Here is a 22,105-nt window from a genome sequence, read left to right as displayed (position 1 = left end):
CGCAGTGATGTGGCCCGCCCGGCCCGGCGAAGCCGTCGGGCATTTGCGCGCTTTCGTGCTTGTTACGCTCGGCTCCGCATTGATGGCGCTATCAGCCAAGGTGAACCTGCCGCTGCCTTATGTGCCCATGACGCTGCAGACGCTGGTCGTGCTGACAATCGGCGCGACGTATGGCTGGCGCCTTGGCAGCGCAACCATGATCGCTTACCTCGCTGAAGGCGCGATGGGGCTGCCGGTGTTCGCTGGCCCTGTCGGTGGAATTGCACCGCTGGTCGGCCCGACCGCCGGCTATCTCCATGGCTTCGTGGCTGCCGCCTTCATCACGGGCTGGCTCGCCGAACGCGGCTGGGATCGCAATGTCGTGCTGCTGTTCGCGGCAATGGCGGTCGGCCATGTCGTCATCTTCATCGCCGGCTTCGGTTGGCTCGCCTATGGCATTGGCCTCGGCGGAACCAAGGCCTGGGTGGTCGGTGTCGCGCCGTTCATCGCGGCCTCAATCATCAAGAACGCGCTCGGCGCTGCGCTGGTGCCGGCGGCGCGTCGGATCGTCGACCGTCGCGGCTAGATTTCGCGTTACGGAATGTTCCAATTGACAGGGCCGGCCAAGTTGATCTTGGCTGGCTCTGAGCTTTTGAGGGGGAGTGAAACAATGACAACGACAACGATGGCTGGCGCGCCGGCTGCACCTGTTGCCGCCAAGCCATGGTATAAAGTTCTCTATGTCCAGGTGCTGATCGCCATCGTGCTCGGCGCCATCGTCGGCTGGCTGTGGCCGTCCGTCGCCACCAATGACTGGATCAAGGCGCTCGGCGACGGCTTCATCAAGCTGATCAAGATGGTGATCGCTCCGATCATCTTCTGCACAGTGGTCTCCGGTATCGCGCACATCCAGGATGCCAAGAAGGTCGGGCGCATCGGTGTCAAGGCACTGGTCTATTTCGAGGTCGTGTCGACATTCGCGCTGATCATCGGCCTCATCATTGGCAACGTAATCAAACCGGGCGCGGGCTTCGGCAGCGCGGCGGCCAATGCAAATGCCGTTGCCAACTTTGCCAAGCAGGCGGAAGCCCAGAAGTCGGTCGACTTCATCCTCCATATCATTCCCGACACCGTGGTCGGCGCCTTCGCGCAAGGCGAGATCCTGCAAGTGCTGTTGTTCTCGGTGCTGTTCGGCTTCGCCATCATGGGCCTCGGCGACCGCGGCCACGTGATCCGCAGCTTCATCGACGACGCCGCGCACGCGGTGTTCGGCGTCATCTCCATCGTGATGCGCGCAGCGCCGCTCGGCGCCTTCGGCGCGATGGCCTTCACCATCGGCAAGTTTGGTACCGGTGCGATCCTCAACCTGATGGGCCTGATCGCGACGTTCTACCTGACCGCCGCGTTGTTCGTGTTCGTCGTGCTCGGCATCATCGCGCGGATCGCGGGCTTCTCGATCTTCAAGTTCCTGGCCTACATCAAGGACGAATTGTTGGTCGTGCTCGGTACCTCGTCCTCCGAAAGCGCGCTGCCGACCTTGATGGAGAAGCTGGAGCGGCTCGGCTGCTCGAAGTCGGTGGTCGGCCTCGTGGTACCCACGGGCTATTCGTTCAATCTAGACGGCACCAACATCTACATGACGCTGGCGACGCTGTTCATCGCGCAGGCGCTTGGCTACGACCTCACCTTCAGCCAGCAGCTCACGATCCTGGTCGTGGCGATGCTGACCTCGAAGGGCGCGTCCGGCATTACCGGCGCGGGCTTCATCACGCTGGCGGCGACGCTGGCGGTGGTCGATCCGCGCCTCGTGCCGGGCATGGCGATCGTGCTCGGCATCGACAAGTTCATGAGCGAGTGCCGTGCGCTGACCAATCTCTGCGGCAATGGCGTCGCCTGCGTGATCGTCGCCTGGTGGGAGGGCGAGCTCGATCGCGACAAGCTCAACGCGCGGCTGGCCCAGCAGATCGATCCGACCGACATGGAAACCGCCGTCACGACGGACTAGCCGGATTTAACGGCGCTGCGCCGTTAAACCTTGAAGTAATAGGGCTGGTCGAGATCCTCGATCAGCCCTTTTTCTTTCGGCTCCCAGCCGAGAGCCGCGCGCGTCTTCGCGCTGGACGTCGGCACGTCGACGGCCGCAAAGCGTGCGAACCAGCCGAAATGCGCCTCGGCTTCCTCTGCGGATTTCGAGACCACGGGCACGCCGAGCCTCTTGCCGATCACCTCGGCAATCAGCTTGAACGGCACGCCTTCCTCGGCGATGGCGTGATAGCGACGCGCGGATGCGCCTTGCTCGAGCGCAAGGCGGTAGACGCGTGCGGCATCGATGCGATGCGCGGCCGGCCAGCGGTTGTTGCCCTCGCCGATATAGGCGGCCACGCCTTTCTCGCGCGCGATCGCGATCAAGCGAGGGACGAAACCGTGGTCGCCTTCGCCATGGGTGGTGGGCGGCAGCCGGACGATGCCGGCGCGCACGCCTTGCTTCATCAGGTCCTCGGCAGTTGCTTCCGAGACGCGCGGAAAGTGGCGAGCTGCTGCATCGTCCTCGGTCGCGAGCCGCCCGGGTGCGAGCAGCGCAACGCCTGAGGTGACGATGAGCGGGCGCTCGGAGCCCTTGAGCTCTTCGCCGAGCGCCAGAATGGCGCGGCGGTCGAGCTCGCAATTCTCGGCGAATTTGGAGAAGTCGTGGTTGAAGCCGAGGTGCAGCACGCCGTCTGAGGCGGCCGCGCCGCTGCGCAAGGACGCGAGGTCCTCCAACGAGCCGCGACGGACCTTGGCACCCATTGCAGTGAGGGCGGCGGCGCCCGCGTCGGAGCGGGCGAGGCCAGTGACGCTGTGACCGGCCGCGATCAGGTCGGCAGCGACGGCGGAGCCGACGAAGCCGGTGGCGCCAGTGACGAATACATGCATGAGCAGGTCTCCAGTTGGCTGGAGCCAGCATCTGCGTTAGGATTATCCGGGTAAAGTAGTGATGTTATCAGGGTATAATAGCTAACGGGATGAGCGAGACCACCAGCGACAATCTGCTCGGGACCTATCTGAAGGACCGCCGTATCAGGCTCGACGCGGCCGCTTTCGGCTTTGGCGGCAGCCGAAGGCGTACCCCGGGGCTGCGGCGCGAGGAGGTGGCGCTGCGGGCCAATATCAGCCCGACCTGGTACACCTGGCTGGAGCAGGGCCGGGGCGGCGCGCCGTCAGCCGATGTGCTCGACCGGATCGCGCGTGCGCTGATGCTGACCGACGTCGAGCGCGAGCACCTGTTCCTGATCGGGCTCGGCCACCCGCCAGAGGTGCGCTACCAGGCAAGCGAAGGCGTCTCGCCACGTCTCCAGCGCGTGCTCGATGCGCTGGAGACGAGCCCCGCCATCATCAGGACGATGATCTGGGACGTCGTCGCCTGGAATCGCGCGGCGACCATCGTGCTGACCGACTATTCCTCGCTGTTGCCCAAACAGCGCAACATCCTGCGCCTGATCTTCTGCGAGCCGCGGGTGCGCGCTGCCCAATATGATTGGGACAAGGTCGCGCGCTTCGTGGTCGCTGCGTTCCGCGCGGATGCGGCGCGCGCAGGCGCGGTCTCGCATGTCGCCGAATTCGTCGACGAGATGTGCCGCGAGAGCCCCGAATTCGCAAAGCTATGGGCCGACAATGACGTCCGCTCTCATGGCGAGGGCGTCAAGCATCTGCGCCATCCCGTGCTCGGCCCGATCGCGTTCGAATATTCGGCTTTTGCGGTCGACGGCCGGCCCGATCTCGGCATGGTGGTTTACAACCCGGCGACGCCGGAAGACACCCGGCGCATCAAGGCCGTTTTGGCCGCGAGGTCGGACGGCTAGAACCGCTCCGGCCGGTACGGCGTCGGATCGATCGACGGCGTCTCGCCGTTCATCATCTCCGCGAGCAGGCGTCCGGTGGCGGGTCCCAGCGTAAAGCCCTGGTGGCCGTGGCCAAAATTCATCCAGAGGCCGGGATGTCGCGGGGCGCACCCGAGCACCGGCACCATGTCAGGCGTGCAGGGGCGGGTGCCGAACCACGGCTCCGGTTCGGCGCGCTTGCCGAGATCGATCAGCTCGCGCGCGGAGGCTTCGGCACTGGCAAGCTGCACCGGCGTTGCCTGCGCATCCGGGCCCGTCAGTTCCGCGCCTGTGGTGATGCGGATGCCCTTGGCCATCGGTCCCATGGCGTAGCCCTGGCCCTTGTCGACCAGCGGCAGATCGAGCGTGGCGCCGCCGGTGTAGTGCATGTGATAGCCGCGCTTGCGCACCAGCGGAATCCGGTAGCCGAACTTGTGCAAGAGATCCGGCGACCATGGCCCGAGCGTGACGACGGCGTTGGCGGCATCGATGCGGCCATTGTCGGTGTTGACGGACCATCCGGTCGCAGTCTGCTGAAGCGACTGCGCATCGCCGAGCACGATTTGACCGCCAAGGCGCTCGAACAGCTCGGCATAGGCGGTCACCAGGGCGCCGGGATCGGACACGGTCCAGGTATCGAGCCAGTGGATCGCGCCGGGAAGATCGTTGCGCAGGATCGGCTCGGCTTTTGTCAATTCGCTGCCCGAGAGCACGCGAAAATTGACACCGAACTCGCGGTGGTCTGCTTCCGCCTCCTTGATCGAGTGGTCGAGCGCCGCGGCATCGCGGAACACTGCGCGATACCCGGCGCGGCGGATCAGATTATCGGCATGGGCCTCGCGGATGAGGACATCGTGCTCGGGTGTCGCATAGGCGATCAGGCGAGCCCAGGCCGCGATCGCTTCGCGATGCCGCTTCGGCGCCGAATGCCACCAATAGCGAAGCAGCGGCTCGACGTGACGATGCAGCGAGGAAAGGCTGTAGCGCACGTCGTTGGTGCGGCCGGTCGCGATGTTCAGCAGTGACGCGAGGTCGCGCGGCATTGGATAGGGCCGCACGGCTTCGGCCTGGATCATGCCAGCATTGCCGTAGCTGGTTTCGCGGCCGGGCTCCCTGCGGTCAACCAGCGTAACCGTCCAGCCGCGCTGGCGCAGATGCACGGCAGCACCGACCCCCACCATGCCGCCGCCGAGAATGATTGCGCTTTGCATCGGCAAACTCCTGTCAGGCCGGCTTCGGCGTGAATTTGGGCTGCGCCGTGTTGATGGTCGCGGCGACGACGACCGACATCGCCGTCATCGCGACCAGGAAGCCGAAGGCCGCGTCGAATGATCCGGTGCCCGTCACGATGAAGCCCATGATGGCAGGGGCAACGAAGCCCGCGCTCTGGCCGCCGAGATTGACCATGCCGATGCCCGATCCGATCTGGTCGTCACGCAGCAGCTTGGTCGGAAGCGCAATCACGGAGGCCAGGACGAAGGATTTGAAGAAATAGACCACCGATTGATAGACGATCAAGGCGGTGATCGTCTCCGCCTTGTACATGGCGTAGAGGAAGATGCCTGTTAACGCGGAGCTGCCGATCAAGAGATATTTTTCGCGCTCGGCGAAGAACGTGGTCATCACCCAGCCGCCGATTGCGGTCGCGAATGTCGCCATCACGAACGGGATCGGCGCCACGACGCCGACGGTCTTGAGGTCGAGCCCGCGCTGCTGGAGCAGATAGAGCGGCATCCAGGAATCCAGGCCCTTGTTGACGCAGCTCAGGCCGAACCACACCACCATGAGCTGCCACAGCAGCGGATTCGCCATGAGCTCGCGCATCGGTGCGCGGGGCTTTGCCGTCACCGGTCCGACGCCGATACGCGCAAGGTGCGGAACGAAGACGATATAGATCACCGCGAAGACGATGCCGGCGATGCCGATCGTATTGAAGGCGTGACGCCAGCCCAGCCAGACGATCAGCGGCGCCATGATCAGCGGTGCGACCATGCTGCCGGCATAATTCGACGACAGCAGCAGCGCCGACATTTTGGGCCGGCTGTCCTTCTTGAACAGCTCCGCGATGGCGCGGATGCTCGCCGGCGGAAAGCCGCCCTCGGCGATGCCGAAGATGAAGCGGATCGCGAGCAGCGAGGTCAGCGACCAGGCAAGGCTCGTGAACGACGTGAACAGCGACCACATGACGATGGTGACAATGACGACGTATTTCGAGCCGAAGCGGTCGGAGAGCCATCCGCCGGGCACCTGCATCGCCGCGTAACCCAAGAAGAACGCGCTGATGACAATACCGAGATCGGCAGCCTGGAGATTGAAGTCCTTGCCGATCTGCGCCAGCGCCAGAGAAATCGCGGCGCGGTCGATGTAGGAGATGCAATAAGCGAGATAGAGCAGGACGAAGGCGACGATGCCGGTCTTGCGGTTCGACAATTCGTCCATGCTGATCTCCGAGATGCCGGCGAGCCGGCGTTGATGCCTGCTTGTTTGATCTATTCCCGGGCTATTCCCAGGCGAGGAAGCCGGGCGCGGCCGATAGCGGCGGCGCTGCGGCGAGCCGTGCGAGGTTGGGCAGGGGCCGGCACATTTGCGGATCGTTCGCGAATGCAGCCTCGATGCCGGCGGCGACCGAAAGCACGACGGCGTCGCCGCCGCGCGGACCGACGATCTGGAGGCCGAACGGCAGGCCGGCTTCATCAAGGCCGAGCGGAACGCTGATCGCGGGGTGGCCGGGGAGTGTGACGGCGTAGGCGAGCGCGAGCCAGTGGAAGTAGGACTTCGTCGCCACGCCGTCGATCTCGGCGGGATAGAGCTCCGACCATGGCCGCGGACTGAGGGTGATGGTCGGGCTGATCAGCACGTCGCAGGTTTCGAAGAAGCTTTGATAGGCGCGATAGATCCGCGTCTGGGTCGTCGCGGCGCGCCCGTGGTCCTCGAGCGTGTAGCCCAGGCCTTCCTCGACATTGGCGCGGACATTCGGGCCGAGCATCTCGGGCCGCTCTTTGTAGTTCTTGCCATGCATCGCCAGGAACAGGCCGGCGCGCAGCACCGCGAAGGCATCGTCGGCGCCGGTACAGTCGGGCGTCGCCTCGCGGCTCCCGGCGAACAACGGCGCGAGCTTGTTGACGCGATCGCGGAAGACGCGACGGATGGCTTGCTCGGTCGGCGCAAAGCCGAAATCCTCGGTGAAGGCGAGGCGCAGCTTGCCGAGCTCTGCAGTGCGCAGCGCGGCCCAGCGCTCAGCGCGTCCGCGCACGCGTTCGCCAGGCAGCGTGTAGGCGAGCGGATCACGTGCGTCGTCGCTCGCCATCACCGACAGCATCAGCGCGGTATCGGCGACATTGCGCGCCATCGGTCCGTCGGTCGACAGGTTGGACCAGCCGAAGGCGCGCTTCTCGCTTGCCACGAGACCGTAGGAGGGGCGCATCCCGACAACGCCGGAGAAGCCGGCCGGATTGCGCAAGGAGCCGCCAGTGTCGGAGCCCGAGGCAAGGGGTGCCATGCCGCAGGCGAGTGCGACCGCCGAGCCGCCGGAGGAGCCGGCCGGTGAGCGCATCGGATCGAACGGATTGCCGGTCGCGCCGAACACGGGATTGCGGGTGTTGCCGCCCGCGGCCCATTCCGGCGTGTTGGTCTTACCGAAGATGATGGCGCCGGCGGCACGCAAGCGCGCGACCGAGCCCTGGTCGGCGGCCGGCACGTTGTCGCGGAGCAGCGGGCTGCCGTAGGTCGAGCGCATCCCGGCGGTGTCTTGCGTGTCTTTGATCAGGACGGGGAGCCCGTGCAGGGCGCCACGATCCTCGCCGCGCAGGATGGCCGCCTCGGCTTCCTTTGCCGCTGCGCGTGCGCCCGGCTCGTCCAGTGTGACAACGGCGTTGACGGCGGGATTGACGGCGGCGATGCGCGACAGACAGGCGTCGAGCAATTCGACAGGCGAGATCGCCTTCGCGGCCAGCAGGCGGCACAACTCAACGGCGCTGGTATCGCACAGGTCAGGCAAGGCCAATCCCTTTCAGATTATGAAAACGATTTAGCATATCGGAAAGTGGCCTCAGCGCACCAATATTCGTCAAATCTAGGTATTTAATGCACAAATCCTGGCCCGACTGCCCGGATGGTCGCCAAGGCTGTACGGGAGGGGTGCTTTGGCCGAAAAGATTAGGCGGATAGGTCAACAATTTCTCTCGCGCCGTGATAGGCTTATTGCATGAGCGAGATCACGACATCAGAAGGCGCGAACTCCCAGCTCGGCCATTGTCTCAAGGCCGCCCGTCAGGCGCGCGGCCTGACCCTCAAGCAAGTGGCGGAGCGGACGGGCATGGCGCTCTCGACCCTTTCAAAGGTCGAGAACGGCCTGATGTCGCTGACCTACGACAAGCTGCTTCAGTTGACCTCAGGTCTGAAGATGGAGATCGCGGAGCTGTTCAATCCCGCGGTCGCGGCGCCCGCGCCGGGCCGGCCGGTCACCGCGCGCCGAAGCATCAGCCGGGCCGGGCAGGGCCAGCTGATCAACACGAAATTCTACACTTACACCTATCAATGCACCGACCTGATCGGCAAACGCATGGTGCCGATCGTCGCCGAAGTCCGCGCACGCTCGCTGGACGAATTCGGTCCGCTGCTTCGTCACGCCGGCGAAGAGTATTTTCTGGTGACGAGCGGACGCGTCTCCGTCCACACCGAGTTCTACGCACCGGAGATCCTGGGCGAGGGCGACGGCATCTATCTCGACAGCACCATGGGCCACGCCTACCTCAACGCCGGCGAGGCGGCGTCTGCGAAAGGTGTCTGTCTCTGCACCAGTGAAGCGCCCGATCTCTACGACCAGCTCCGCCAGATCGCATCGCGTGATGTGGCCTCGCTTGGCGATGACGAGCTGCCGCCGTAGCGAACTGACGAGGCATGAAAACGAAAACGCCCGGCTTTTTGGCCGGGCGTCTTGCATTAGTTGTTCGGCCTACTCGCCGCCGCCGAAACGGCGCGACCACCAGCCGGCGCGGCGCGGGGCCGCCGGCGTCTCGGCAGCCGCTTCCGGTGCGGGCTCCGGGGCAGGCGCGGGCGGAGCAACCGGCTCCGGCGCTGAATCAACCGGGGTTGCCTGCTCGCTGCCCGACGACAGGAAGCTCACCTTCTCGCGGACTGTCGAGCGGCGACGTGCCGCCTTCTCATCGACGACGGGCTCTTCCTCGGCGACAGCAGCAGCGGGTGCGGCATGAGCCGACCCTTGGACCGGCGCTTCAACCGGCGCCTGGTGGAATTGAGGTTCGGGCTGAGACGTCTCGTGCTCGACCGGGGCGATCGGTTCCGAATGCGCAATCGGCGGAGCGGTCTCGCTGCCGGCGCTGTCGAAATCGGCCACCGCGTCGGTTGCCTCCGACGGAGGATTGCCGCCGAGCTCGTCCCCGATCGATCCGGCGAGACCGTCCTCGTTGCCGCCGCGCCGGCGGCGTCCACCCCGACGGCCACGCCGGCGACGGCGCTCGCCACTGCCCTGCTGCTCGCCGCGCGCGGCCTGCTCCTCGCCGTCCTCGCCATCCTGCTCGGACTCGCCATCCTCTTCGCCTTCGCCGGCGGCCAGAGCCGGCTCCGGAAGCGTCGTCGGGCTGTCCTCGCGAAGCTCACCGTCGCGCTGACCGCCGCGACCGCGCCGACGGCGGCGGCGCTTGCGGCGCTGGCCGTCCCCATCGGCCGCGGCTTCACCTGACGCCTGTTCCTCGCTGAGACCTTCAGTCTCGTCGGTCTCGACCTCGGATTCGGTCTCAAGGTCGAAACCGTCCTCCTCGTCATAGGCCTCTTCAGCCAGCGGCGGCGGGCTTGCGGCCGCCTGTGTGGCCAGCAGCGCCTTGGCGGCTTCCAGCGTATGCACCTGCTCGCCGCGGTCGATCACATAGGCTTGCGGGCCGCTGACGCTGGGATCGGCGATCACGGACAGCGTGACCTTGAAGCCGTTCTCGAGGTCGCGCAGATGGCCACGCTTGTGATTGAGCACATAGAGCGCGACGTCGGTGCGGGTGCGGACCACGAGATTGTGGGTCGCGCCCTTCATCAGGATCTCTTCGAGGCCGCGCAAGAGCTGCAGTGCCACCGAGGACACCGAACGCACGTGGCCGGTGCCGCCGCAATGCGGGCAGGGATCGGTCGAGCTCTCGAGCACGCTGGCGCGAATGCGCTGGCGCGACATCTCGAGCAGGCCGAAATGCGAGATGCGTCCGACCTGGATGCGCGCGCGGTCCTGCCGCAGGCAATCGGACAGCTTGCGCTCGACCGCACGGTTGTTGCGCTTCTCGTCCATGTCGATGAAGTCGATGACGATCAGGCCGGCGAGATCGCGCAGGCGAAGCTGGCGGGCGACCTCTTCGGCCGCTTCCAGATTGGTCTTGAGCGCGGTGTCCTCGATATGGTGCTCGCGCGTCGATCGTCCGGAATTGACGTCGATCGAGACCAGCGCCTCAGTCTGGTTGATCACGATGTAACCGCCCGAGCGCAGCTGCACCGTCGGCGAGAACATCGCATCGAGCTGGCTCTCGACGCCCATGCGCGAAAACAGCGGCTGGCCGTCGCGATATTGCCTGACCGCGCTGACATTGGCGGGCATCAGCATCTTCATGAAGTCGCGCGCTTCGCGATAGCCGGATTCCCCGGCGACCTGAATCTCGTCGATCTCCTTGTTGTAGAGATCGCGCAGCGAGCGCTTGATCAGCGAGCCTTCCTCGTAGACCAGGGTCGGGGCCTGCGACTTCAGCGTCAGGTCGCGCACCGTCTCCCACATCCGGATCAGGTACTCGAAGTCGCGCTTGATCTCGGGCTTGGTGCGCGCGGCACCCGCGGTGCGGAGGATGATGCCCATGCCCTCGGGCACGTCGAGATCCTGCACCACTTCCTTCAGGCGAGAACGATCCTGCGCACTGGTGATCTTGCGGCTGATGCCGCCGCCGCGCGCGGTGTTCGGCATCAAGACGGCATAGCGGCCGGCGAGCGAGAGGTAGGTCGTCAGCGCTGCGCCCTTGTTGCCGCGCTCTTCCTTGACCACCTGCACCAGCATCACCTGGCGGCGCTTGATGACTTCCTGGATCTTGTACTGGCGGCGCGGACGGAAGGTGCGCTCCGGAACCTCCTCGAGCACGTCGTCACCGCCGACCGACTCGACGTGTTCCTCTTCGGCTTCCTCGCCGTCTTCATCGTCCTCGTCGTCGTCTTCGCCAGCGTCCGCAGCCTCGGCATGGGGCGCCTCGACCGCTTCGCCGGCGGCGTAAACGGCATCGGCCGGCTCGGTGACCGAGGTCACGATCTCGGCAAACGCTTCGCCATGTCCTTCGACGGCGCGAGCTTCGTGAGACTCGGCAACGGTCTCGGCCGCAACGACGGGCTCGGCACCAACAGCCGCGACAGGCGCGGGCGTCTCGTCGGCGTGATGATCGTGCTCGTGATGATCATGCTCGTGGTCATGACCATGGTCGTCATCGTGCGCGTGCGCATGATCATGGTGGCCGTGATCATCGTGCTCATGATCGTCATGCCCGTGATCGTCGTGATCATGGTCATGATGGTCGTGGTCGTGACCCTCGTGGTACTCGCCGTGATGCTCGGCATCGGCGTGCAGGTGCTCGCCCTCATGCGCCGTGCCTTCGGCGTGCTCCTGATGGGGCTGGCCCTCGACCGGCTGGGCGGCGGGATCGCTACCTGCGTCGAGACCCTCGACAATGTCGCTGCGGACGCGCTCGCCGTGACCGCGGCGGCGGGCATTGCGGTGGCGTGAGCGGCGACGGCCGTGGGAGCGGTTCTCGCTCTCTTCCTCGGCTTCGCGATGGGCCTGCTCTTCGGCCTCGATCAGCGCCTGCCGGTCGGCGACCGGGATCTGGTAGTAGTCGGGATGGATTTCGCTGAAGGCGAGGAAGCCGTGGCGGTTGCCGCCATATTCGACGAAGGCGGCCTGGAGCGAGGGTTCGACCCTGGTGACCTTGGCGAGGTAAATGTTCCCGCGCAGTTGCTTGCGTTGCGCGGTCTCGAAGTCAAACTCTTCGACGCGATTGCCGCGGACCACGACGACCCGGGTCTCTTCCGGGTGGGTGGCATCGATCAACATCTTGTTGGGCATGTCTTAACTCTTGGCGGCGGCGGGCGCGGTTCACCGTGGGCGCGATCTGCGCTGCCGGGTGACGCGACGGTCCACCTGATTCGGGGGTGAGGGGAAGGCCGAAACGCCGTCTCTCGCGCCTTGCCGAATCGGAAGCCTCAGAACCGAAGCGGCGCGCGGGATTTTCACTCCGCAGCGTCGCGAAAGGTCCTTCAGAATTCGTCGGCACAGTCTGGCGCATCAAGCGTCGGCCCGTATGAAACGTTGGGCGGCGGGGCCGCCCCTAATCAGTTGCTGCTGGCCAGGCATGGCGCGTGCGCGCTCGCCCTGGATCAAGAACCGCCTCCTCTGGATTAAGGAGGTGGGTAACTGGCCGCGTCGCTGTCAAAACTGCCCCGGAAACAGTGTGGTAACCGGAAACCGTTCGCCGCCGGAGCTTGCCCTGGTCCGCCTCGCTGCCGCGCACCGCGCTGGTCGTTGAGGGGAACAGAAAAACGCTGGAATTCCCGAACCTTGGGAGCTCCGGCGCTGCACCGGGAGGCTGAATGCGACACAACCGGAAATCATTGGCCGTCAGCATTCCGTACATACGAGGAATGAGCCATCCGTGCAAGGGAGCGTCGCACGCCGGTCACAGTCCGGGAGTTTTGCGTTTCTGTCATTAAGGACTGATTAACCCTGTGGTTCTATTGCGTTAAAGAGGGCTGCTCGGAGGCACGGATTCGGTGGCGAGCCGCACAAATCAACGGGTTTTGCTAGGATTTGCGCTTCTATGCGCCTCAGCATTGCCATGCGCCGATTCCTCGCGCCTGAGCGCGGCGGAGGGCCCGTCGCAACCCTCTGCTGCGGCAGCAAATTTTCCTGTCGCCACAGCCGCGCGCCTAGCCGGTGACGGCAAGCAGACCCGCTTCATTCTCGACCTCGACCAGACCGTTACCTTCCGCACCACGACGCTTGCCGATCCTTATCGGGTGGTGGTCGACGTTCCCCAGGTCAATTTTCAGCTGGCTCCCGGAACAGGAGCCGGGCGAGGGCTGGTCAAGGCCTTTCGGTACGGGCTGGTCATGCCCGGCGGCTCCCGAATCGTGTTCGACCTGACCGGCCCCGCCAAGATCGCCAATTCCTACGTGCTCGACGCGGCCAACGGCCAGCCGGCCCGACTGGTGCTGGAGCTCGAGGAGGTGGATCGTGCGGCCTTCGTGCAGACTCCCCCTCCGGAGAATCATCCCGAGCTGCGACCGACAATTGCCGCCGTTCCGCCCACGACCGTTCCCGCCGCGCCAGAACCGGCGCAGCAGAAGCCGGCAGCGCCTTCAGATGGCCGCCCGGTGGTCGTGATCGATCCCGGCCATGGCGGCATCGACAACGGCACCCAGTCGAGCGGGGAGAGCGAGAAGAATCTGGTGCTGGCCTTTGGCCTCGCGCTACGCGACCGGTTGGAGAAATCAGGCAAGTACCGGGTGGTCATGACGCGGGACGACGACACCTTCATCCCGCTCAACGACCGGCCCAAGGTCGCCCGCAATCTGAACGCCGCGCTGTTCGTCTCGATCCACGCCGATGCGCTGCCGAAGGCCGAAGGCGATGCCCAGGGTGCCACCATTTACACGCTGTCGGACAAGGCCTCCGACGCCGAAGCGCAGCGGCTGGCCGATGCTGAAAATCGCGCTGACGCGATCGCCGGCTTCAACCTGGCGGAAGAGCCGACCGATGTCGCCGACATCCTGATCGACCTGACGCAGCGGGAAACCCGTACCTTTTCAAGCCGTTTTGCTCATCTGCTGATGGGCGAAATGAAGTCGACCATGCGAATGCACAAGCATCCCCTGAAGTCGGCCGGCTTCCGGGTGTTGAAGGCGCCCGACGTGCCCTCGGTGCTGGTCGAGATCGGCTATGTCTCCAACAAGGGCGATCTTGAGCACCTCGTCTCCGAGGGGTGGCGGTCCAAGGCTGTCGGCTCGATGGCCCAGGCGATCGACACGTTCCTGGCCAAGCGGATGGCGACCGCGGGGGCCGGGAATTAAGAAGGGAATGCCTGTTCCGTTGTTAAGCCCTAGTTTGGCCACAGCGGACGCCTTATAAAAACAACGCAGGGGGTTCCGGAATCGACGAGAATCCCGTTCGGCAAGCGTCTTTCGGTCCGGCATCAATGGTATTCAGTAGGCCGGTGAATTCGCGACGTGAGGACGGCGCCCGTTTGGGGTGCTTTGGGCTGATCCTGGGATTGAACGGATAAACACATAATGCGCTTGCTTGTGCGGTTCATGGGCTTCCTGTTTGCCGCGGGAACGGTGGTGTTCCTTGTCGGTGTCGGTGCCGTGGCAGGCCTGATCTGGCATTTCTCCAAGGACTTGCCCGACTACTCTCAGCTTCAGGATTACGAGCCGCCGGTGATGACCCGCGTCCACGCGGTCGACGGCTCGCTGCTCGGCGAATACGCCAAGGAGCGGCGCCTGTATCTGCCGATCCAGGCGGTGCCGAAGCTCGTGATCAACGCGTTCCTCGCCGCCGAAGACAAGAATTTCTACGAGCATGGCGGCATCGACTACACCGGCATGGCGCGCGCAGGCGTGCTGTACCTGCAGAATTTCGGCTCCAACCGCCGTCCGCAGGGTGCCTCCACGATCACCCAGCAGGTCGCCAAGAATTTCCTGCTGACCAACGAGGTCTCCTTCTCGCGCAAGATCAAGGAAGCCTTGCTCGCGATGCGCATCGAGAAGACCTATTCGAAGGACAAGATCCTCGAGCTGTATCTGAACGAAATCTATCTCGGCCTCGGCGCCTACGGCATCGCCGCCGCCTCGCTGGTGTATTTCGACAAGTCGGTGAATGAGCTCACCGTGGCGGAAGCTTCCTACCTCGCAGCGCTGCCGAAGATGCCGGCGACGCTGCATCCGGTTCGCAACCGCGATCGCGCCATCGAGCGTCGCAATTACGTGATCGACCGTCTCCAGGAGAACGGCTGGATCAAGCAGGCTGACGCCGACAAGGCGCGCAAGGAGCCGCTGGTCGTCACCAACCGTTCCAACGGTGCCCACACCTTCGCCGGCGAATATTTCGCCGAGGAGGTTCGTCGCGACATCTTCGAGCGCTACGGCGAGAAGAAGCTGTATGAGGGTGGCCTGTCGGTCCGCACCACGCTCGATCCGAAGATCCAGGTCATGGCGCGCAAGACCATGGTCGCCGGCCTCGTGAACTATGACGAGCAACAGGGCTATCGGGGCGCCATCAGCAAGCTCGATATTTCGGGCGATTGGGGCGTGAAGCTCGCGGAGATCAAGTCGCTCTCCGACATCTCGCCATGGCGCATGGCGGTGGTGCTGGAAACCAGCGACCAGTCGGCGCGCATCGGCTTCCAGCCGAACCGCGAGCTCGGCGGCGCCGTCAGCAAGCAACGCGAGACCGGCCTCGTCACGCTTGACGGCGTGCGGTGGGCGAGGGCGACCCAGGGCAACTTCAAGGGCAAGACGCCGACATCAGTGGCGCAGGTGCTTCAGCCCGGCGACGTGATCTATGCAGATCCGCTCTACAGCAAGGAAGGACAACCGGTCGAAGGCCAGTATCGCCTGCGCCAGATTCCCGAAGTTTCGGGCGCGATGGTGGTGATGGACCCCTGGACCGGACGCGTCCTCGCGATGGTCGGCGGCTTCTCGTTCGACCAGAGTCAGTTCAACCGCGCCACGCAGGCCTACCGGCAGCCGGGTTCGTCGTTCAAGCCGATCGTCTATTCGGCAGCGCTCGACAACGGCTATACGCCTTCGACCGTCGTGCTCGACGCGCCGATCGAAATCGACCAGGGGCAGGGCGCAGGCGTATGGCGGCCTGAAAACTTCTCGGCGAACAAATATCAGGGACCTGTGACGTTGCGGAACGCGCTGCGGCAATCGCTCAACACGGTGACCGTGCGGCTCGCGCAGGACATCGGCATGCCCCTGATCGGCGAATATGCGCGCCGCTTCGGCGTCTATGACGAGCTGCCGAACTATCTCTCCTACGCACTCGGCGCCGGCGAGACCACGGCGATGCGCATGGTCACGGCCTATTCGATGATCGCCAATGGCGGGCGCCGCGTGAAGCCGACCTTGATCGACCGTATCCAGGACCGCTACGGCCACACCATCTTCAAGCACGACCAGCGCGAATGCCGAGGCTGCGATGCGCCGGGCGGCTGGAAGAACCAGCCCGAGCCGCAGCTGATCGACCGCCGCGAGCAGGTGCTCGATTCCATGACGGCCTATCAGATCACCGAGCTGATGGAAGGCGTGGTGCAGGCCGGCACCGCAACCGTCGTGAGGGAAGTCGGCAAGCCGATCGCCGGCAAGACCGGTACGACCAACGAGGCCAAGGACGCCTGGTTCGTCGGCTTCTCGCCTGACGTCGCGGTCGCCATCTACATGGGCTACGACAAGCCGCGTCCGCTCGGCAAAGGCAATGCCGCGACCGGCGGCCATCTCGCCGCGCCGATTGCGCGCGACTTCCTTAAGCTCGCGCTCGCTGACAAGCCCGCGGTTCCGTTCAAGGTGCCGGCCGGCATCAAGCTGATCCGTGTCGTCGCCAAGACCGGCATGCGCGCCGGTCCCGGCGAGAGCGGCGGAACCATCCTCGAGGCTTTCAAGCCCGGTACGGCGCCGCCGGACAATTACTCGGTCATCGGCGTTGCCGACGCCGACGGGCGCGGTGGCGTGCCGCCGCCGCAGCAGGCGCCGGATTCCGGCTTCTTCATGCGGCCGGGCACCGGCGGGCTGTACTAGGGCCCTGGGATAACAGCACTGAGTTGAAGCTCCGGCGGTTGCGCTTTGCAGCCGCCGCCGCTACATCCCCTTCAGCGCGATGAGTTATCGCGCTCTATTTCTTGTTTGCGCATGATCTTTTCGGGAAACCGCTGCACACTTTCCCGGATCATGCGCTAGCACGCGGGATTCCGCGAAATCAGAGAACGATATGCGCGCCGAAATCGAACGGTTGGTAGAAGAGATCAAGCAGTCAGTCGGGCTGCTGAGGAGGCATCTTTGACGTCGAGAAATCGACGGCGCGCCTCGCTGAGCTGAACAAGCTCGCAGAAGATCCCAACCTCTGGAACGATCCCCAGAAAGCACAGAAGCTGATGCAGGAGCGTACCTCGCTGGAGGACTCGCTCTCGGGCATCGGCAAGGTCGAGCAGGAGCTCGAAGACGATATCGGGATGATCGAGCTCGGCGAGGCCGAGGGCGATGACGGCGTCGTGGCCGAAGCTGAAGCTGCGCTCAAGAACCTGAAGAAGGAAGTGGCGCGACGCGAGCTCGAGGCGTTGCTCTCGGGCGAGGCCGACCGCTTCGATTCCTATCTCGAAGTCCATGCCGGCGCCGGCGGCACCGAGAGCCAGGACTGGGCGCAGATGCTTTTGCGCATGTACACGCGCTGGGCCGAGACGCACGGATTCAAGGTCGAATACCTCGAAGAGTCCGAAGGCGAAGAAGCCGGCATCAAGTCCGCGACCATCCAGGTCTCCGGTCACAATGCTTATGGCTGGCTGAAGACCGAAGCAGGTGTGCACCGCCTGGTGCGCATCTCGCCGTTCGACTCCAATGCGCGGCGCCACACCTCGTTCTCGAGCGTGCAGGTGTTTCCTGTCATCGACGACAGCATCAAGATCGACATCAAGGAATCCGACGTTCGTACCGACACCATGCGGTCGGGCGGCGCCGGTGGTCAGCACGTCAACAAGACCGAATCCGCGGTGCGCCTGACGCACATTCCGACCGGCGTCGCGGTGGTCTGCCAGGCGGGCCGCTCCCAGCACAAGAACCGGGCGCAGGCCTGGGACATGCTGCGTGCGCGCCTCTACGAGATCGAGCTGAAGAAGCGCGAGGAGAAGGCCGCCGCCGACCAGGCCGCCAAGACCGATATCGGCTGGGGCCACCAGATCCGCTCCTACGTGCTGCAGCCCTATCAGATGGTGAAGGATTTGCGCACCGGCGTGCAGACGTCCGACACGTCGGGCGTGCTCAACGGCGAGCTCGACGAGTTCATGGCCGCGACGCTCGCGCAGCGCGCCTTCGGCACCCCCGGCGCTGACATCGAGGACGTGGACTGATCATGACCCGCGTGGCCTTCATCGGGCTTGGACGGATGGGCCACGGCATGGCTGGCCGTTATCTCGATGCCGGTTTTACGGTGACGCTGTGGAATCGCAGCAAGTCAAAAGCCGAAGACCTGATCGCGCGCGGCGCAAAGTGGGCGACCTCGCCTGAGGATGCCGCGATCGACGCAGACGCCGTGGTGACCATGGTCGCCGACGACGAAGCCTCGCGCTCGGTCTGGCTCGGGCCCAACGGCGCCGCCAAGACCGCGAAGGCCGGCACCATCGCGATCGAGTGCTCCACCGTCTCCTATGACCATGCGCGCGAGATGGGGCGCGAGCTGAGCGCGCGTGGCCTGATCTACATCGATTGCCCCGTGACGGGATTGCCGGATGCGGCAGCGGCCGGAAAGCTGACACTGCTGGTTGGCGCCGAGGCGGCCGACCTCGGGCGCGCGCAGCCTTTCCTCGAACCGATCGGCTCGACCATCAGGCATTTCGGCGCCGTCGGCTCCGGCACGGTCTACAAGCTGATCAACAACCTCATGGGCGCAATCCAGATCGCCGGCCTTGCCGAGGGCCTCGCGATCGCCGAGCAGGCTGGGCTCGACATGAAGCTGGTGCTGGAGTCGATCCAGGCTGGCGTCGCCGCAAGCCCGCAAGTTCAGCGCCATTCCAAGCGCATGGTGGCCCGTGATTTCAGCGGCGCGACGTTCACGGCTGCGCTGCGGCACAAGGATGCCGCCTATGCCGTGAAGCTCGCCGAGAGCCTGCTGGCCGACAAGCCGCTGGTCTCGCGCGCCGCCGTCGAGTCTTACGCGCAGGCAAAGGCCGTGATGCCCGACGACGACGAAGGCAAGATGATTGAGCTGGTGTCGCGGCCGAAAAAGTCATCTTAACTGGAATTCGACTTAGCTGGAACTCGACATGGGGCAGGCTCGGTCGGAACACGGTCTCGGCATTGCCCTCGTCGCTGCGGCGGCGATTGCCTGGAGCACGGCGCCGTTCTTCACGCGGCTGCTGCCCTTCGATCCCTGGACCATCTTGTTCTGGCGCGGCTTGTTCGGCGGCAGCCTGATCACCGTGCTTCTCGTCCTGATGCAGGGACCGGCTGCGCTCCGGCAATTGGTGGTGCCGGGACGCGGCGGCTTGCTCGTCGCGGCATTGTCCGCCACCGGCATGATCTCGTTCATTCCTGCGCTGCAGATGACCAACGTCATGAATGTTGCGGTGCTGATCGCGACGCAGCCGTTCGTCGCCGCCGCGCTGGCATGGCTGTGGCGGGGCGAAGCCGCAACCTGGCGTACCCTGATCGCGAGCCTCGTCGCCTTTGCCGGCGTGGTCATCACCGTCGGCGGCATCAGATCTGGCGCCGATATCAGCGGTGTGGCCCTAAGCTGCTTGATGGTGCTCGCCATCTCGGCCATGACAGTCGTCGTGCGACGCCACAGGGAGACCTCGATGGTGGCGGCGGCAGCACTCTCGAATTTCATCGGCAGCCTCGTCAGCCTGCCGCTCGCCCATGACATCGCCCATATCGGCGGCCATAACCTGGCGATCCTCGCGATGTTCGGCTGCCTCCAGGTCGCGCTCGGCCTGACCTTCTATATGCTGGGCTCCCGATTGCTGCCGTCGGGGCAGGCGTCATTGATCGCGACGCTGGAAACGCCGTTAATGGCCTTCTGGATCTGGGTGGGCTTTGGTGAGGTGCCGGCCGCACATGCGCTGATCGGCGGCGCACTGGTGATCGGAGCGGTCGTGGCCGATATCGCGGGCGATGCGCGCACACGTCGATCTGGCACGTAATTTATCGGAATTCGGGTGGCAGCATGAGCCGCGTGGTCCTAGGCGAGCTGGCTGGACCGCCGAGGTAAACGTCATGCTCCCGAACGACATCAGGATCGACGCGCGAGACTGGTCGCTGCTTGCCGTGCTCTCGATTCTCTGGGGTGGCTCGTTCTTTTTCAACGGCGCCGCGCTCCGCGAATTGCCGCCGCTGACGCTGGTGTTCCTGCGTGTCGTTCTCGGCGCGACCATGCTGGTGCCGCTTCTGCGAATGCAGGGGATCGGCTTTCCCAAAGGCGTCGCCGGCTGGACACCGTTCTTCGTCATTGGGCTGTTCAACAATGTCCTTCCGTTCTCGCTGATCGTGATTGGCCAGACCTTCATTCCAAGCGGGCTGGCGTCGATCCTTAACGCCACCACCCCGCTGTTCACCGTGATGGTGATGGCCGCAGTGGGCGAAGAGGCGTTGCAGGCGCGGCGGGTGGCTGGCGTCGCGCTGGGACTCCTGGGCGTGATCATCCTGCGCGGCTGGGGGATCGAGACGCGGACCGGGCAGGGGCTCGGCATCCTGCTCTGCCTTGGCGGCGCGCTCAGCTACGGCTTTGCGGCGCTCGCCGCGCGGCGGCTCCTGAAGGACTCAGCCCCGCTCGGCACCGCGACGTTTCAACTGATGGCGTCGACGGTGATGATGGCGATTGTTGCTGGTGCGGCGGAACAGCCATGGCGTCTGCCCGTGCCGGATGTGACGACCTGGCTCGCTGTGCTTGGCCTCGCTGCGCTATCGACCGCGCTCGCCTATATCATCTTCTTCCAGATTATTCGACGCTCGGGAGCGACCAATGTGATGTTGGTGACGTTGCTCATTCCGGTGACCGCGATCCTGCTGGGATGGCTGGTGCTGGGTGAGCCGATATCCATGCGTGAGATCGCCGCGCGATCGTCATCGGCAGCGCTTTGCTCGTGATCGACGGACGGGTGCTGACAATGTTGCAGCGCGCTCGATAAGTTCCCAAGCGGCGTTTCACTTCACGGAAAATCCTGTCGCTTGCCAGCGGCCTGTCGCCTTGCGACACTCTCTTAAAACAAGAACGATAAGATACAGGGAGAGACCAATGCCGGGTCGTCGCGAACACCTTGCTGCCCTCGCGGTGCTTGCTGCCGCCGTGCTCGCCACCACCCCGGCCTCGGCGCAAAAGCAATACGACCCCGGCGCCAGCGATACCGAAATCAAGATCGGCAACATCATGCCCTACAGCGGGCCGGCGTCGTCCTATGGCGTGATCGGCAGGACCGAGGCGGCGTTCTTCAAGATGATCAACGATCAGGGCGGCATCAATGGCCGCAAGATCAATTTCATCAGCTATGACGATGCCTATTCGCCGCCGAAGGCGATCGAGCAGGCGCGCAAGCTGGTCGAGAGTGACGAGGTGCTGCTGATCTTCCAGGCGCTCGGTACGCCCTCGAACTCGGCGATCATGAAGTACATGAACGCCAAACGAGTGCCGCAGCTCTTCGTTGCCTCCGGCGGCACCAAGTTCGGCGATCCCAAGAACTTTCCGTGGACGATGGGTTTTCAGCCCAACTACCAAAGCGAGGGGCGGATCTACGCAAAATACATCCTCGACAAATTCCCGACCGGCAAGATTGCGGTGTTCTGGCAGAACGACGACGCCGGCAAGGACCAGTTCAAGGGCCTGAAGGACGGCCTTGGCGACAAGGCCAACATGATCATCGCCGACAAGTCCTACGAGGTCAGCGATCCCTCGATCGACTCGCAGATTGTCGCCCTGCACGATTCCGGCGCCGACATCTTCTTCTCATGGGCGGCGCCGAAGGGCTCGGCGCAGGCGATCCGCAAGGTGGGTGAGCTCGGCTGGAAACCCAAATTCTTCCTGGCCAATACAGCAACCTCCATCGCCTCGGTGCTCAAGCCCGCCGGGCTCGAATATTCCAAGGACATCATCTCGACCGCCTATCTGAAGGACCCGACCGATCCGACATGGGACAAGGATCCGGCGGTGATCGCGTGGCGGGCGTTCATGGACAAGTATTATCCTGATGGCGACAAGGCCAACGCCAACAACCTCTATGGCTACGTGCAGGCCGAGGCGATGGCGCAGGTCCTGAAGCAGTGCGGCGACAATCTCACGCGCGACAACGTCATGAAGCAAGCGGCCAGCCTGAAGAATTTTCACACCGACTTGATGCTGCCCGGCATCGTGGTCAACACCTCGCCCGATGACTATTTCCCGATCGAGCAGATGCAGCTGATGCGCTTCAACGGGCAGGCCTGGGAGCTGTTCGGTGACGTCATCACCGGCGAGGTCGGTCACGAGCACAGCCAGTAATCAGGCC

The 22,105-nt window shown here is 64.6% G+C and carries 17 protein-coding genes and 1 pseudogene; 13 read left to right on the top strand and 5 right to left on the bottom strand.

Annotated features, from left to right (window positions below; genetic code table 11):
- Window positions 1–7: 7 nt before the first annotated feature.
- Window positions 8–565, top strand: coding sequence for a biotin transporter BioY (locus tag L6637_RS03765; protein WP_237859372.1), 558 nt, complete (start codon window positions 8–10; stop codon window positions 563–565).
- Window positions 566–649: 84 nt separating this feature from the next.
- Window positions 650–1,984 (top strand): dicarboxylate/amino acid:cation symporter, encoded by a 1,335-nt coding sequence (locus L6637_RS03760; RefSeq protein WP_237858042.1) that lies wholly within the window; start codon window positions 650–652, stop codon window positions 1,982–1,984.
- A 23-nt stretch (window positions 1,985–2,007) separates the two neighbouring features.
- Here L6637_RS03760 and L6637_RS03755 read toward each other — a convergent pair whose 3' ends face one another.
- On the bottom strand, window positions 2,008–2,892 hold the full coding sequence (locus L6637_RS03755) for an SDR family oxidoreductase (RefSeq protein ID WP_237869241.1): 885 nt from the start codon (window positions 2,890–2,892) through the stop codon (window positions 2,008–2,010).
- A gap of 89 nt (window positions 2,893–2,981) precedes the next feature.
- Between L6637_RS03755 and L6637_RS03750 the strand changes: the two genes are divergently transcribed.
- Window positions 2,982–3,818, top strand: a complete 837-nt coding sequence (locus L6637_RS03750; RefSeq protein WP_237858038.1) for a helix-turn-helix transcriptional regulator — start codon at window positions 2,982–2,984, stop codon at window positions 3,816–3,818.
- Here the strand turns inward: L6637_RS03750 and L6637_RS03745 are convergent.
- The 3 genes from L6637_RS03745 to L6637_RS03735 form a co-directional block, all read right to left on the bottom strand.
- The gene (locus L6637_RS03745; protein ID WP_237869240.1) at window positions 3,815–5,047 is read right to left on the bottom strand and encodes an NAD(P)/FAD-dependent oxidoreductase; all 1,233 of its coding nucleotides are present in this window, start codon (window positions 5,045–5,047) and stop codon (window positions 3,815–3,817) included. The genes L6637_RS03750 and L6637_RS03745 overlap by 4 nt on opposite strands.
- 13 nt (window positions 5,048–5,060) lie before the next feature.
- A complete protein-coding gene (locus L6637_RS03740) occupies window positions 5,061–6,275 on the bottom strand; it encodes an MFS transporter (protein ID WP_237869239.1) in 1,215 nt (404 codons plus the stop codon).
- A 61-nt stretch (window positions 6,276–6,336) separates the two neighbouring features.
- Complete coding sequence (locus L6637_RS03735) at window positions 6,337–7,833, bottom strand: amidase (protein ID WP_237869238.1); 1,497 nt, start codon at window positions 7,831–7,833, stop codon at window positions 6,337–6,339.
- Window positions 7,834–8,040: 207 nt separating this feature from the next.
- Between L6637_RS03735 and L6637_RS03730 the strand changes: the two genes are divergently transcribed.
- Window positions 8,041–8,721, top strand: a complete 681-nt coding sequence (locus tag L6637_RS03730) for a helix-turn-helix domain-containing protein (RefSeq protein ID WP_237869237.1) — start codon at window positions 8,041–8,043, stop codon at window positions 8,719–8,721.
- Window positions 8,722–8,790: 69 nt separating this feature from the next.
- Here the strand turns inward: L6637_RS03730 and L6637_RS03725 are convergent, their stop codons facing one another.
- Window positions 8,791–11,118: an Rne/Rng family ribonuclease gene (locus L6637_RS03725; protein WP_271605431.1), complete on the bottom strand. Its 2,328-nt coding sequence runs from the start codon at window positions 11,116–11,118 to the stop codon at window positions 8,791–8,793.
- Here L6637_RS03725 and L6637_RS42565 point away from each other — a divergent pair.
- The 9 genes and pseudogenes from L6637_RS42565 (at window position 11,053) to L6637_RS03690 (ending at window position 22,098) form a co-directional block, all read left to right on the top strand.
- Window positions 11,053–11,589: a hypothetical protein gene (locus L6637_RS42565; RefSeq protein WP_338076835.1), complete on the top strand. Its 537-nt coding sequence runs from the start codon at window positions 11,053–11,055 to the stop codon at window positions 11,587–11,589. The two genes, L6637_RS03725 and L6637_RS42565, sit on opposite strands and share 66 nt — an antisense overlap.
- 12 nt (window positions 11,590–11,601) lie before the next feature.
- Complete coding sequence (locus L6637_RS42560) at window positions 11,602–12,018, top strand: hypothetical protein (protein ID WP_338076834.1); 417 nt, start codon at window positions 11,602–11,604, stop codon at window positions 12,016–12,018.
- A gap of 614 nt (window positions 12,019–12,632) precedes the next feature.
- Entirely contained in the window at window positions 12,633–13,931 is a 1,299-nt protein-coding gene (locus L6637_RS03720; protein ID WP_237869235.1) for an N-acetylmuramoyl-L-alanine amidase, read from the top strand.
- 219 nt (window positions 13,932–14,150) lie between these two features.
- Window positions 14,151–16,658, top strand: a complete 2,508-nt coding sequence (locus tag L6637_RS03715) for a penicillin-binding protein 1A (protein ID WP_237858030.1) — start codon at window positions 14,151–14,153, stop codon at window positions 16,656–16,658.
- Window positions 16,659–16,848: 190 nt separating this feature from the next.
- Window positions 16,849–17,980, top strand: a protein-coding gene (gene prfB, locus L6637_RS03710; RefSeq protein ID WP_237858029.1) for a peptide chain release factor 2 whose coding sequence is annotated in 2 segments (ribosomal slippage) — window positions 16,849–16,917 and window positions 16,919–17,980 — 1,131 coding nt in all. Because the reading frame shifts where the segments join, the coding sequence is not laid out codon by codon here.
- 2 nt (window positions 17,981–17,982) lie between these two features.
- Window positions 17,983–18,864 carry an NAD(P)-dependent oxidoreductase gene (locus tag L6637_RS03705; protein WP_237858028.1) on the top strand — a complete coding sequence of 294 codons (882 nt, stop codon included), beginning with the start codon at window positions 17,983–17,985 and terminating at the stop codon, window positions 18,862–18,864.
- A gap of 28 nt (window positions 18,865–18,892) precedes the next feature.
- Window positions 18,893–19,771, top strand: a complete 879-nt coding sequence (locus L6637_RS03700; RefSeq protein ID WP_237869233.1) for a DMT family transporter — start codon at window positions 18,893–18,895, stop codon at window positions 19,769–19,771.
- 73 nt (window positions 19,772–19,844) lie between these two features.
- A pseudogene (locus L6637_RS03695) lies at window positions 19,845–20,755 on the top strand (DMT family transporter).
- Window positions 20,756–20,862: 107 nt separating this feature from the next.
- On the top strand, window positions 20,863–22,098 hold the full coding sequence (locus tag L6637_RS03690; protein ID WP_237869231.1) for an ABC transporter substrate-binding protein: 1,236 nt from the start codon (window positions 20,863–20,865) through the stop codon (window positions 22,096–22,098).
- Window positions 22,099–22,105 lie beyond the last annotated feature (7 nt).

The organism is Bradyrhizobium zhengyangense, from assembly GCF_022012435.1.
Lineage (GTDB): Bacteria > Pseudomonadota > Alphaproteobacteria > Rhizobiales > Xanthobacteraceae > Bradyrhizobium > Bradyrhizobium zhengyangense.
The sequence above is the reverse complement of the archived record's forward strand: the minus strand, read 5'-3'. Positions and strand labels throughout refer to the sequence as shown.